This window comes from Desulfuromonadales bacterium (assembly GCA_035620395.1).
Taxonomy (GTDB): domain Bacteria; phylum Desulfobacterota; class Desulfuromonadia; order Desulfuromonadales; family DASPGW01; genus DASPGW01.
Window position 1 is genome coordinate 1 of record DASPGW010000015.1, and the last position, 13571, is coordinate 13571.

At 61.0% G+C, this 13571-nt stretch carries 14 protein-coding genes; all 14 read right to left on the reverse strand.

Annotated features, from left to right (window positions below):
• Positions 1 to 548: hypothetical protein (locus VD811_00780; protein ID HXV19505.1), on the reverse strand; the 548-nt coding region annotated here is incomplete at its 3' end.
• Positions 545 to 1573: a class I SAM-dependent methyltransferase gene (locus tag VD811_00785; GenBank protein ID HXV19506.1), complete on the reverse strand. Its 1029-nt coding sequence runs from the start codon at positions 1571 to 1573 to the stop codon at positions 545 to 547. The genes VD811_00785 and VD811_00780, both read right to left, overlap by 4 nt.
• A gap of 91 nt (positions 1574 to 1664) precedes the next feature.
• Positions 1665 to 2810 carry a glycosyltransferase gene (locus VD811_00790; protein HXV19507.1) on the reverse strand — a complete coding sequence of 382 codons (1146 nt, stop codon included), beginning with the start codon at positions 2808 to 2810 and terminating at the stop codon, positions 1665 to 1667.
• A gap of 55 nt (positions 2811 to 2865) precedes the next feature.
• The gene (locus tag VD811_00795; GenBank protein ID HXV19508.1) at positions 2866 to 3705 is read right to left on the reverse strand and encodes a lipopolysaccharide kinase InaA family protein; all 840 of its coding nucleotides are present in this window, start codon (positions 3703 to 3705) and stop codon (positions 2866 to 2868) included.
• Entirely contained in the window at positions 3702 to 4745 is a 1044-nt protein-coding gene (waaC, locus tag VD811_00800) for a lipopolysaccharide heptosyltransferase I (GenBank protein ID HXV19509.1), read from the reverse strand. The genes VD811_00795 and waaC overlap by 4 nt, the downstream gene beginning before the upstream one ends.
• The gene (waaF, locus tag VD811_00805; GenBank protein HXV19510.1) at positions 4742 to 5773 is read right to left on the reverse strand and encodes a lipopolysaccharide heptosyltransferase II; all 1032 of its coding nucleotides are present in this window, start codon (positions 5771 to 5773) and stop codon (positions 4742 to 4744) included. The genes waaC and waaF overlap by 4 nt, the downstream gene beginning before the upstream one ends.
• Positions 5774 to 5812: 39 nt before the next feature.
• On the reverse strand, positions 5813 to 5980 hold the full coding sequence (locus VD811_00810; GenBank protein ID HXV19511.1) for a Trm112 family protein: 168 nt from the start codon (positions 5978 to 5980) through the stop codon (positions 5813 to 5815).
• Positions 5977 to 7059, reverse strand: a complete 1083-nt coding sequence (gene lpxK, locus VD811_00815; protein HXV19512.1) for a tetraacyldisaccharide 4'-kinase — start codon at positions 7057 to 7059, stop codon at positions 5977 to 5979. The genes VD811_00810 and lpxK overlap by 4 nt, the downstream gene beginning before the upstream one ends.
• Position 7060: 1 nt before the next feature.
• Positions 7061 to 8353 carry a 3-deoxy-D-manno-octulosonic acid transferase gene (locus VD811_00820; GenBank protein HXV19513.1) on the reverse strand — a complete coding sequence of 431 codons (1293 nt, stop codon included), beginning with the start codon at positions 8351 to 8353 and terminating at the stop codon, positions 7061 to 7063.
• Positions 8337 to 9008, reverse strand: coding sequence for a lysophospholipid acyltransferase family protein (locus VD811_00825; GenBank protein HXV19514.1), 672 nt, complete (start codon positions 9006 to 9008; stop codon positions 8337 to 8339). Before VD811_00825 ends, VD811_00820 begins: the two co-directional genes overlap by 17 nt.
• Positions 9005 to 10744, reverse strand: coding sequence for an ABC transporter ATP-binding protein (locus VD811_00830; GenBank protein ID HXV19515.1), 1740 nt, complete (start codon positions 10742 to 10744; stop codon positions 9005 to 9007). The genes VD811_00825 and VD811_00830 overlap by 4 nt, the downstream gene beginning before the upstream one ends.
• Positions 10745 to 11920, reverse strand: a complete 1176-nt coding sequence (lpxB, locus tag VD811_00835) for a lipid-A-disaccharide synthase (GenBank protein HXV19516.1) — start codon at positions 11918 to 11920, stop codon at positions 10745 to 10747.
• 9 nt (positions 11921 to 11929) lie between these two features.
• Complete coding sequence (locus VD811_00840) at positions 11930 to 13024, reverse strand: DegT/DnrJ/EryC1/StrS family aminotransferase (GenBank protein ID HXV19517.1); 1095 nt, start codon at positions 13022 to 13024, stop codon at positions 11930 to 11932.
• Between the two features lie 102 nt (positions 13025 to 13126).
• On the reverse strand, positions 13127 to 13571 hold a 445-nt coding region (locus VD811_00845), incomplete at its 5' end, for a Gfo/Idh/MocA family oxidoreductase (GenBank protein HXV19518.1).

The following is a 13571-nucleotide window of genomic DNA, read 5'->3' on the forward strand; positions in this document are numbered from 1 at the left end:
AGCGTCCCGCGGCTGCCGATCCAGCCGAGAACGACATCCCCTTTCGCGTCTTCTGCCGGTGTTCTGGCAGCGTAGCGGGTCATGTCCAAGGGGGTGGGGATCATGATCGTCGGCCGATGGCAGGCACGGGCCTCTTCGCACAGATAATCATTGCCGGCAATGAGCAGATCGGCCCGCGCCGCGGTGGCGGCGAAGCGTCGGCGTTGACGGGCGTGCTGCTCGGCGCTCGCCGGTCCGTCCTTGTACATGACGGCATCGTCGAAATCGTAGATAAGCCGCTTGCTCAGTCGCCGAAGCAGGGAGAGTTCCAGGAAAGAAAACAGTTTCTTCTGAACAAAAACAACGTCGGCAGCACGGACCTGGCGAATCAGCTGCAGCCAGTGGCGCGAGGTCTTCGATAGGGCGCGTATTTCGTGCCGGATTCCCGCCGCCTCAAGGGCCGGAAAGTACTGCAGCACCCGATAGCGGGTGCTGGCTTTATCCAACCGCGGGACGAGAAAGAGCACCTGCAGAGGCGTTGCACCTTTGGCAAACGACTCCTTGCTCACAGGGGGCGCTCCTTACGGGCAAAGATGCTCATGCGGCTGGTTTTCCCCAGGGCGGCGAGAACCCCTACCAGCGGGCCGAGAACCACGCCCCTGACCAGAGGGTGACGCAAAGCCCGAGCCAGCATTTTGTTTTCCAGGTATTCGGCCGACTGGAGAAAATCCTTCCTGGCTTTCTGGTGAAGGATTTCCTCGACGGCAAACCCCGCCTGGCGCAGAAACCGGGTAACCGTCTCCGGCGAGAAATGACTGAGATGCTGGGGGACCTGCAGCGTATAGCATTTGTCCTTGAAGAGCCTCGCCTCGAACCCGGTAATATCGGGGACGGAGAGGATGAACTGGCCATCGCTGCGCAGCAGCTTGTTGATTCGGCGCAATGCTTCGGCAGGATCGTAGAGGTGCTCGAGAACCATGCTCATGTGCACCACGTCGAACGACTCATCAGGAAAATCGAGGTCGGCAAAGGAGCCGCTGCGTACATTGACGAGGCCAAGTTCTTCCCGGGCATAACTGGCCGCCGTGGCATTGAGTTCGCTGCCGTACACCTTCCAGCCGAGCTCCTGCATCCGCCACAGATATCCTCCCCAGGCGCAGCCGATATCGAGCAGCCTGCCGTTCGGCACGAAGCGTGGCACGTGGGCCAGGCGCAGTTTGTTGCGCCAGAGAAGGCCGGGAAGAAAATCGACAAGGGACGGCAACCGGCGCAGCTCATAGCCGAAACGGCGGGCCAGAACCGACTGTTGCAGAGCCCTTTTCCACTTCTTGCGCGACCAGTTGCCGTTTGTCGCACGGCTCGTTTTGGGCTGGTAGTACTGAGCCGAATCGGGATAAAAACTGCCGATGGTCGCGGCCGTCGGCCGGGGGTTGGTGAAAACGAACCCGCAGTTCCGGCAGCGGACCACGTTGAAATACGCGTCGAAGCCGTTGTACAGCTCCTTGGCCCGGGAAAAGTAGATGTAATGGCGGTCCGATCCGCACAGTGCACAGGGGACCGTTTCCAGGTCGTATTGCAGGTCAGATGAGGACATGTCCGTCCTTGGCTGCCTTCGCCTTTGAGATTTGTCCCGTAACCAGATAAGGCGGCACCTATTCTCTCCAAGCTAACAAAATGAGGAATGATTATGGCCGGCGGTCGCGATTGACGGGCAAATCTCGCCACGCTGCCGCGTAGAGTTCTTCGTATCCCTTTACCATTTTTTCAGCAGTGAAGTTCTGCAAGACACGCGTTCTGGCGTTTTCCCCCAACCGGACCCGATCTTCATCGGAACGCTGAGCGATGCGGATCATGGCGTTGGTCAGGCCGTCAACGCTTTGAGGATCAATAAGTTCGCCGACAGCCACTTCGCCAAAGATTTCGGGGACGCCACCAACTTGCGAAGCTATCACGGGAATACCGCTGCACATAGCCTCCACCAGCGCCAGCCCAAACCCTTCACGCAGGGAGGGAAGGACAAAAACATCCAGCGCTGCCAAAACCTGGGCAATATCCTGTCGGAACCCGAGGAAGTGTACTTTTCCATCAAGGCCCAAGGAAGAAGTCAAACTTCTAAGCTCTGTCTCTGCTTCCCCCCGGCCGCAAATCAAGAGCACACTTTCCGGAAAAATATCTATACAACGTTTAAACGCCAATAGGAGGTTTTTTTGATTCTTTACCCTGGTGAGCCTCCCGGCCGTTCCAAACCAGATTTTTCCCTGTATGTCCGGAAAAAGCCTTTGCCGCATGGCATCTTTTGCCTGGGGCTGAAGAAATGGAGCGGTATCGATCCCGTTATGAATGGCAACCACCCTGTCCGGGTTCAAGTGCCAGTTGTTGCGCAAGAGATCCTGTCTGACCCCTTCGGAGACACCAACGATTTTGTACAGGTGACGATACAGCAGCCAGTTTCCCAGTTTGCGCTGCCAGGAGTCGGCACTCCCCAATCCATGGAGTGTGGCCACCACAGCGGGACGGCTACGGGCCGCCCGGGCCGCAGCAATGCCGACGGCGATGGTCCGCTGCAGATGGCAATTGACCACATGGATCTGCTCGGCATCCATAATTGCGGCAAGACGGCGGCGAAGCGTGCCATTCCACAGCTTGATCTCGTGATTTTTAAGGCCCAGATAGTAGGTCTTCGCCCGGCTGTCGAGAGGGTTCTGCCCGTCCTTCTCCCCGCCAAGATAACAGACAACACAGCGAAAACGACCTTCGTCGAGTTTCGCCATCTCGTTGAGCAGCGGATAGTTGCCGCTATAACGTTTGACAAGCAGCAGGACGTTGATCATGGACCCATTCCTGGAACGCCCTTCATGTAGAAGGGAAGAAAGAGCGCAAGGCCTCTCAAGGTTTCTCGCCCCGGCGCCGGCGGCGGACCGCCAGCTTGACGTCGTGCCGGGCGATGCGCCGGGTCTTGGCCAGCACCTTCCGGGCCAGTTTCTTGTCCGCAGGCTCCAGGCGCTTTTTGCCGAGATAGGCGAGGAAGAACCGCATCCGGTCGGCGCGCGAGATCCCGCCGGTGAAATCGGCAGAATAGTTGAGCTGGCCGAGATCCTTGACGCGGTAACGGGTCGGCACTCTCGACCGCCGGCCAACGCGCTGCAAGTCGATAAGATAGAGCGTCTCGCCGGGCCCGAGATAAAAATGACTGAGATATAAATCCTGGTGATACATGCCGCTGCCGTGCAGTTTGCGGGCGGTGGCAGCCAGTTGCAGGGTCAGCCGCCGCTTTTTCTGCCTCCCTGCATCGTCGAGGGAACCGCCGAGTTCTCGCTGGAACACGGCATCGAGAGGGACGGTCTGATAGAGCTCCTCGGTCAAGGTAAAGGAAGCCATATCGATACCGAACTTGACGCACTCCCCCATGGCTACCGGAGAAACTGTGGGGATCCCGGCTTCCTGCACGGCGAGGATATTCTTCCACTCTACGAGGGCGCCGCGCGGCGGCCACTTGAGACGGCTGACTCGTTTCCAGAACTCAACCCAGTGAAAACGATTGCGCTTCAGGTAAAACGCCCGGTCGCCGACCTGCAGGCGGAAAACCGAACGCCCCCGCTTGTGGCAGATGTGAGCACCACCGGAGTAGTCCATGAAGTCCCGGAACTGGCTCAGTCCGGCCGAAGCCAACAGCGGTAAAACTCTGGCGGCAACCTCGACAGTACCGCAACGCACGAACGGGCTCATCCCCTGCCTCGGAGCCGGGAGGTGACCGCTTCCAGGACCACGTCGACGGCAATGCTGGCGGCGCACTCCCGATCCCGCTCACAGGACTTGCGCAGGCAGGGGGAACAGTCCAGCGGGGTCTGGAGACAAAGATGGCCGTCGCCGCGCGGACCGTTGCGCCGGGCGTCGGTCACCCGAAAAAGAGAGACCGTCGGCGTCCCGACGGCAGCGGCGATGTGGATGGGGCCGGTGTCGCCGCCCACCACCAGGTCGGCTCGCTGCAGCAGGGCGACAAGATCCGGCAGCGTCCCCCGGGGCCAGATCAGGGCACGGTCGCCGCTCGCCGCCCGAATCGCCTCGGCGGCGGCCAGCTCAGCATCGTTTCCCCAGGTCAGCAAGGGCTGCACGCCGGCGTCACTGAGACGGGCAGCAAGCTGCTGCCAGTTTTTCAGAGCCCACAATTTGGTCTGCCAAGTGGTGCCGTAGTGAAAAACGACCACCGGCTGACCAGTCAGCCCTTTTTCACGCAGCAGCAGTTCCACCCGCTCGGTTGCGCCCTGGTCGGCAGCCAGCGGCCCCGCCAGCAGTCGCCCGCAGCCGCCCGGCAACGCCGCCTGCGCCACGGCCAGGGAACGGTCCGTAATATGAAAAGCCTCTTCGCCCAGGGTAACCTTGCGATTGGTCGCCAGCCGGTTGGGCCATTCGCGGGTCCCCGTGCGGTCGAAACCGAAGCGCAGCGGCGCTCGGGTCAGCAGCGTGAAGAGGCCGCTCTTGCTGTTTCCCTGCAGATCGAGAACCACGTCATAGCACTCGCGCCGCAGCGCGGCGCCGGCAACCAGGGCCTGCCAGCCCCCCTGCCCTGCTCCCTGCCGGCGCCAGGCCTTGGTGCGCAGCCGAATAACCTTGCGGATTAGCGGATGACCTTCCAACAAGGGTGCGAACGACTCTTCCACCAGCCAGTCGATCTGCATCTGCGGATCGACACTTTTCAAGTAGGCCAGCACCGGCAGGGCATGAACAACGTCGCCGAGGGCGCTCACCTTGACGATGAGAATCTTCATTCCTGCGCCTTCCAGAGTTCCCGAACGCCAACCATCACGTCTTCCACGCCGATCGCAGCCATGCAACGGTGATCGGTCGGACACTGGCGAAGCAGGCAGGGAGCGCAGTCGACCTCCTTGCGGATGATCCGGCAGTTCTCGGCCAGCGGCGAAGTGGTGGTATGGTCCGTAGGGCCGAAGACGGCGACGATCGGCACACCAAAAGCCGCTGCCACATGCATCGGACCGGAATCGTTGGTCACTACCAGGCGACAAAGGGAGAGCACCGCCATCATCTGCCTGACGCTCGTTTTGCCGATGAGGTTGAGCGGAGGAACGTCCATGGCGGCGGCGATATCACGTCCGATTTCCGTCTCACCAGGCCCGCCGGTAAGAACGATGCGGGCACCGAATTCAGCAGCCAGACGGTTGCCGACTTCGGCAAAACGCTCGGGATACCAGCGCTTGGCCGAACCGTAGGCCGCCCCGGGATTGATGACCACCGGCGCCCCTTCGCCGAGCAGTTCACGGGCCCAGGCCAGTTCATCGTCGGTACAGGCAAGTCGCAGGGCACCGTCGCCGCCCCGGATACCGAGTGCTTCGAGCATCCCCAGATAATAGCGGGTATGATGCAGACGCCGTTCCGCCGCGTCGACCGGAACCGGATGGGTCAGCAGCAGAACTCTGCCGTCCGTGCCGTACCCGGCCCGCCGGGGCACGCGAGCGAGAAACGCCATAATGGCTGCCTCGACAGCATTTTGCAGCAGAATCGCCAGATCGAAGCGCTCTCGGCGCAACTCGCCACAGAGGCGCAACAGACCCTTCAGTCCCCGGTGCGTTCCTTTCTTGTCGTACACCAGAACCCGGTCGCAATAGGGATGATGCCGAAAAAGCTCGGCCACCAGCGGGTTGGCGACCACCACGATCTCGGCAGCGGGAAAACTGCTGCGAAGCGCCCCCATGGCAGGGGTCGTCATGACGGCGTCGCCAATCCAGTTGGTGGCCCGCAGGCAGATGCGATTGACGTGATTTCGGTCGAGCGGTTTCAATAAAAACAAATCCGGCTGCGGACGTTGGTCCGTAAATTCCTAGAGGGACTCGGCCTCATCAATGAGCATCACGGGAATCCCGTCGCGAACAGGATAAGCGAGACGGCAGGCATTGCAGACGATTTTCGAACCGTCCACCTGCAGTTGCACCTCCCCTTTGCACTTGGGACAGGCGAGTATCTCGAGCAGTTCCTTGGACAGGGTCATGGAGTCTCCTGATGGATGACCGCGTTAAGGGCCCGCTCCAGAAGAAGTGAGCCCTGGTCGTAAAATTCCAGGGTCATGGGGGTCTGGTAACAGGGCCGGGGCAACTGCGCCGCCGACAGTTTAACACCATCTTTTTCTGTGGTCACCAGAAAATCCGCATCCTGCGCGGCATCGACAAGAAGCGCCAAAGTGTCGCGGTCGTAGACCACATGATCGGAAAGCGGCAAGGTTCGCACCAGTTTCAGGCCTTGGGCCGCAAGCGCGGCGAAGTAATTTTCGGGATCGGCGATCCCGGCGAAGGCGACACCGCGCTGCTCGACAAGGCTCTTCAGCGGCAGGTTCTCCCCGGCCAGGGAGACAGTCTCGACAGCCAGGCGGTGGCGACAGCGAATAAGCGGACAAGTGAGGGTCGGAACAGGGTTCTCGGAGCCGTCGCTGCGGGTCAGCACCACGACACCGGCCCGGGAGAGTGCAGAGAGCGGCTCACGCAGCAACCCGGCGGGCAGGAGATGACCGTTGCCGAACGGCCGACGGGCATCGAGCAACACGATGTCGAGGTCGCGAGCGACAGACAGGTGCTGGAAACCGTCATCGAGCAGAATCACATCCGCGGCGAAACGTTCAACAGCCAGACGGATGCCTTCGGCCCGGCGAGGAGCGACAAGAACAAGGGCACGGGGGTTGCGCTGCGCCAGCAGGTACGGTTCGTCGCCGCAAACCCCTGGCGGCAGGAGAGGTCCGTCCCCTGCGCAGACCACGCCGACCCTGCCGGCACCCTGACCGCCGTAGCCGCGACTGACGACTGCCACCCGGCGACCGTGTCCCAACAGCGATTTTACCAGATCATCAACCATCGGGGTCTTGCCGGTCCCCCCGACCGTCAGGTTGCCAACCGAGATGACCGGCACCGGGGCCCGGTAAACGGTAAGCACCCCAGCCCGGTAGAGCTTCCGGCGCAACCGGCCAATCAGGCCGTACAGACGCCCGGCAACACGCAACAGCGGATAAAGCATCTGCTGTGCGAGGCCTTCAGGTCCCGCCGTCACCAACCGCCGATGCAGAGCGAAAAGCCGGCCCATGTCAGTGTCCCAGCAACCGCCTGATGACCGCCAGGGTATGTTCGGTGGCGCCGGCGTTCGCCTCCAGCAGGGCATGACCTCGCTCGCCCATGCGACGGCCCTCTTCGTCATTGTCGAGCAACCGCCTGACGGCAGAAAGAAGTTCGGCCTTACTGGTGACCTGGATACCGCCGCCGGCCTCCAGCAGAAGCTCCGAAATTTCTTTAAAATTATGCATGTAGATCCCGAAAATCACTGGCTTTTTAAGGAGAGACGCCTCAAGGATGTTGTGCCCGCCGACCGCAACCAGGCTGCCACCGACAAAAACGAGGTCGGCCACGGCATAGAGTTTGAGCATCTCCCCGACCGTATCCACCAGCAACACCTCCCCCGGCGCAAGTGGTCGGGCAGAGGACTCTACTGCCGTGCGCAAGAAAACAGGGACACCGCGACTGCTCAGCATTTCACCGATCCCACGACAGCGTTCCGGATGCCGGGGAACCAGGACCAGCACGAGGTCGCGCCCCTCTTCAACCAATTGTCGATAAGCGTCGAGAACGACCTCTTCTTCGCCGGCATGGGTGCTGCCGGCCACCCAGATCGAGGCGCGGTCAGGAAGACGCAGCGACTGCCGCAACGAAGCTGCAGCAGCCGGGTCCGGCAGAGCTGCCTGCATGTCGAATTTGAGATTGCGCGTAACCTCCACCCGCGCGGGCGGCGCGCCCATGCCGCGGATGCGTTCGGCATCCTGCTCCGTCTGCATGCAGAATGCAGAAAACTGCTGGAGGATGGGTCGAAAAAGCCAACGCGCTCGTCGATAGCGGGGGTAGGAGCGATCTGAGATTCGCCCGTTGACCAGCAGCACGGGAATGCCGGACTGATGGGCCAGGCGCACGAAGTTGGGCCAGATTTCCGTTTCGACGATGACAATCAGCGACGGGTTGATCCTGCCAAGTACACGCCGGACCACCCAGGAGAGGTCGAAGGGGAAAAAAATGCGGAGATCAACCTCCTTGATGCCGCCGGCAATAGCATGACCTGTTTCGGTGACATTGGAGAGGACCAGTGCACTCTGCGGATAGGCGGCCTTCAGAGCGCGGAGCAGGGGAATCGCCGCTCGTGTTTCACCGACCGAGACGGCATGGACCCAGATGACCTTGCGGCCGGCCAGCGGAGTCAGTCGATCAGCCGCATAAAGACCCAGTCGTTCACGGATGCCTCGGCGTACCTTTCCGTGCCGAAGACCACGCAACACGAACCAGGGGATCAGCACCGCAGCCGCGACAAGCAGTATCAGGTCATACAGCAGATACACCCTGCTCCTCCAGGCGGGCTCTGGCCCGTCGATCATTCTCTTCCATGGCTTGCTGCAGTCGCGCCTGAAACTCGGCTGATGATTCACCCGCGTCATGATGGACTGCCGGTCCGAAGGAAAATACTCCGCGACTGAACGGAAACGGCAGGAGGAAGCGGTCCCAGGAGGCGAAACGGTGACCACGACTGCAGGCGAAGGCCATGGGAATGACCGGCCGGCCGGTCAGACGAGCCAACTGCACCACCCCTTCCTTGATTGTGTGTCGGGGGCCTTTGGGACCGTCGGGGGTAAAGACCAGATCGAACGGCTCTTTGGCCAGAGCCAGCATTGCCTTGAAGGCTGCCCGGCCGCCCCGGGTCGAAGAACCCCGGACCGCCCCCTGACCGAAGTAGCGCATGGTCCGGGCGATGAGTTCGCCATCCTTGGAGGCGCTGATGAGGATTTTCGCTCCCGGCCCGCGATACCCGGTAACCATGAGCAGCAACTGGTCATGCCAGAAGGCGAGGATGACGTGCTCCCCCCTTTCCCAGCCAGTTCGCAGTCGCTCTTCACCGACATACTCGATCCGCATCAGCGATTGCAGCAGACGTATGACCCAGGCTGCCAGGAAGGGGGCCACGGCGAGCAGGATGCGGTCGCCTAAGGACTGGTTCATCTCTGATCCTGGAACTGCATCTCGTAGAGTTTCTGGTAGAGGCCGCCTTGCTGCAGAAGTTCTTGATGGCTGCCGACTTGAACGATGCGACCGCTTTCAAGAACCACTATCTTGTCGGCATGCATGATCGTCGAGAGCCGGTGGGCGATGACAAAAGTCGTGCGGTTGCGCATCAGATTGGCCAAGGCTTTCTGCACCATCGCCTCACTCTCGGTATCGAGAGCACTGGTTGCTTCATCAAGGATCAGGATGGGCGCATCGCGCAATATAGCACGGGCGATGCAGATTCGCTGTCGCTGCCCGCCGGAAAGACGCAGCCCCCGATCGCCGATGGAGGTGTCGTACCCATTCGGCAACAGGCGGATGAAGTCATCGGCGTAGGCCAGCCTCGCCGCCTCTTCGACCTCGGCGTCGCTGGCATTGCGACGGCTGTAGCGGATATTATTGCGGATAGTGTCGTTGAACAGGAAGGTCTCCTGATCGACCAGGGCGATGTTGCTCTTCAGGCTGACCAGGGTGATGCGGCGGAGGTCTTCGCCGTCGACCCGGATAGCGCCTTCCTGCGGGTCGTAAAAACGGGCGAGCAGGCCGGCGATGGTCGACTTGCCGGCACCCGAAGGACCAACCAGAGCGATCACCTCCCCGGGCCTTGCCTGCAGAGAGAAGTCTTTCAGCACGGGCTCCTGTTCATAGGCAAAACCGACATGCTCGAAGCTCACCTCGCCGCGGGCGCGGGGAAGAGGCCGGGCATCGGGGGTGTCAGCAATATCGGGAATCTCGTCCATGACCTCGAAGACCCGCTCCGCCGCTCCGACCGACCGCTGGATGTTGTTGCTGACCTTGATCAGTTTCTTCAGGGGACCGTACATCATCAGAACCGAAGCAACAAAGGCGAACAGCTGCCCCTGGGTGATCGCCCCGGTGAGGACCCGATGCAGGCCGTACCACGCGACCGCGGCGACACCCAGCGATGCCAGCAGTTCGATGGCGGGCGCCGAGGCGGAATCGTATTTGAGGGTCTTGCGAAGAAAGCGGTAGAAGGCGAGGTTTTCAGTCCGAAAACGCCGATTCTCCTCCCCCTCGGTGCCAAAAGCCTTGATCACCTTGATCCCTGAGAAGGTCTCCTGCAGCACCCCGGTTAAATTACCCATGGTCGCCTGACTGCGGCGGGTGTAGTCCTTGATCTTGCGGCCGAGAACCGAGGCCGGCAGCACTGCCGCCGGCAGCACGAGAAAGGCGACGCTGGCCAGCTTCCAGTCGCTGTAGAAGGCCGAGGCGGTCAGCCCCACCAGGGTGAAGCACTCCCGCACCGCTTCGACCAGGACGTCGGCCGCGGAGCGCTGCAAAACACCGACGTCGTTGAGAATGCGTGACATCATGTTGCCGGTGGTGGTGCGGGAGTAATACCCCATGGAAAGGCCCATGGAGTGGGAATAGAGGTCGTTTCGTATGTCCTGGACGACCAACTGGCCAGCCGTCTTGATGTAGTATTCCTGGACGTAGCGGGAGGCCCCTTTGAAAACCGCCAGACCGATAATGATGAACGGTACCAGATTGACCAAGGTATAGTTGCCGGCGGCAATGATCCTGTCGAACAGCGGCCGGACCAGCTGCGCCGAAGCGACGTCAACGCCGGCCACCCCGAGAGAACCGATGACGGCCAGAATGATCCGGACGCTATGGGGGCGCGAATAGGCCAGCAGTCGCCGGTAAAGTTGACTCGTTTTTCCAGGCACTTATGGAGTATCCTCGGTTAAAGTTCCCCGGCTCATCACCGAGGCCATGCGGGCAACCCGAGCTGAGCAACCCGGCTCACCCATGCGCTCCCGCACCCGGGACAGCCCCGCACGGATGCTCTGCTCGTATCCGGGTTCTTCCAGAATTTTTATAATCTCGGCGGCAAGATTCTCGGCAGTGGCATCATCCTGTACGAATTCACGGACTACCCCTTCGCCGGCCACGATATTGGCCAGGCCGATGTGCGGCACCTTCACCAGGCGACGACCGATGGCGTAGGTCACCGGCGCCATCCGGTAGAGAATCGCCATCGGCGTGCCGACCAGGGCGACCTGCAGGGTCACCGTCCCGGAGACGGTGAGCACCGCATCGCATGCATTGGCCACATCGTAGATGCTCTCCTGAACCAGGGTGATGGGAAGAGAGCAACCGGCCATCCGCCTGGCAATCTCCTCGGGGGCCAGAGAGGGGGCGATTGGCAACAGAAAGCAGGCCTCGGGATGGCGCCGGTGGATCAGTTCGGCCGCCCCGAGGATGGCGTCGAAATTGTATTTCAACTCGTTGCGCCGGCTGCCTGGGAAAAGCCCGACCACCGGTCGGGCTGGGTCTAGCCCGATGCGGCGCCGGAATTCATTGCGGCCGCACTCGACTTTCGCCTCGTCGAGCAGGGGATTGCCGACGTATTCCACCTCGATGTCGAGCCCGTGGTAGAAAGCCGGTTCAAAGGGGAAAATAGCCGCCAGGCGGTCGACCACCCGGGCAATTTTATGCACCCGACCACGCCGCCACGCCCATACTTGCGGGCTGACGAAGTAAAGCACGGGTACGCCGGCCTTCTTCGCTTCTCTGGCAAGCCGCAGATTGAAATCGGGGAAATCGATGAGGATCAGCACAGCGGGACGGTCAGGACCGCGCAGCAGGGCCTTGAGACGGTTGAACGCTCGAAGGATCACCGGAAAATGCTCGATCACCTCCACCAGTCCCATCACTGCCAGCTCTTCCCCGGCAATGAGTATTTCGCAACCCGCCGCCGCCATCCGGCTGCCGCCGACCCCAAAGAAGGAAAGGCCCGGATCGATCTCCCGGGCCGCCCGGATCAGGTTGGCGCCATGGAGGTCGCCGGAAGCCTCGCCGGTGACGATCAGCGCCCGACGTGGCGCAGTGGAAACCAACACGACAGCTCCTTACAGCGCTGCCAGCAGAACGTCGCAGACCCGGTCGATCTGGCTGGCCGTCAGTTCAGGATACATGGGGAGCGAAAGGACGCGAGCAGCGACCTCTTCTGATACGGGGAACGAACAATCGGCATAAATGTCCCGATACACCTCCTGCCGGTGCAGCGGAATGGGATAGTAGACGGCACAAGCGATGCCGGCAGCCGTGAGGGCATGCTGAATCGATTCGCGAGCATCGGTGAGAACCGTATACTGGTGGTAGACATGTACACCTTTGCCATCCTCTGCCGGCGGAATCACCGGTGTCCCCTGCAGACGACTGGTGTAGAGATGGGCGTTTTTGCGTCGCAGGACGTTGTAGGTTTCAATGTGTTTGAGCTTGGCCCGTAGCACCACCGCCTGCAGTTCATCGAGCCGGCTGTTGTAACCAATCACCGAATGATGGTAGCGCTGGCGGCTGCCATGATTACGCAGAACGCGGACAGCTTCCGCCATCTCGTCGCTGTCGGTGACGATCATCCCGCCATCTCCGTAACAGCCGAGGTTTTTACTCGGGAAGAAGGAAAAACAGCCCAAGTCGCCCCAGACCCCGGTCATCCTGCCGCCATATTCTGCACCGAAGGACTGGGCGCAATCCTCGATCAGCCTGAGTCCATGCCGGCTACAAAGCTCCCGGATGGAGGCGAGGTCAGCGGGCTGACCAAACAGGTGGACCGGCAGGATGGCCCGGGTCCGCTTTGTGATGGCCGCTTCGATCAGGCTGACATCGATATTGAAAGTCTCCGGGTCGATATCGACGAAGACCGGCCGGGCACCCACATAAGAGATGGCCTCGGCTGTTGCGATAAAGGTAAAGGGCGTGGTGATCACTTCATCCCCCTCGCCGATGCCGGCAGCGCGCAGGGCCAGGTGCAGGGCATCGGTTCCGGAGGCCACGGCAATGGCATGCTTCACCCTGCAGTAAGCGGCTACCTCTTCCTCAAAAGCGCGGACATTGGGCCCCAGAATGAACTGGGTATTCTCCAGGACATCGCGGAAACCCTTTTCGATTTCGTCCTTGAGTATTTCATACTGACCTTTGAGGTCAACCATGGGGATATTCATATCGGCGCATCCTCTTTCAGCAGGGTTACTTCAAAAGCGACAGGCGAGGGGCGTGCGGTCACGCCCTCGCCTGCAGCACTCAGCCATGGGAAATTCGGCAGGTCAGGGACTTACCTCGTGCCAGAGTTTCTGATTAATCTGCAGGGCCAGTTCCAGAGCCCGCTTGCCGTCCTCCCCGGTGACGGGAGGAGCGGTACCGGTGCCGACGGCATCGATGAAAGCCCGAATCTCCTCCAGCAGGGCATCTCCCTGCTCGAAGCTCTTCTCCTCCATCGTCACGTTCGGCAGCCCTGGAATCGGCAATCCCTCGCCACCCTTACGGAAGATGGCGATCTTGCGCTCCTGGTAGTCAATGGAGATATAGGCATCGGACTGGAATATCCGGATCTTGCGCATCGCTTCACGACTGGCACGGCTGGCGGTGACATTGGCAACACAGCCGTTTTCGAACTGCAGACGGGCGTTGGCGATGTCGACCTCGTTCGAGAGAACCGGAACGCCGACCGAATTGACCACTTTGACCGTCGAAGGCACCATGTTCAAAATG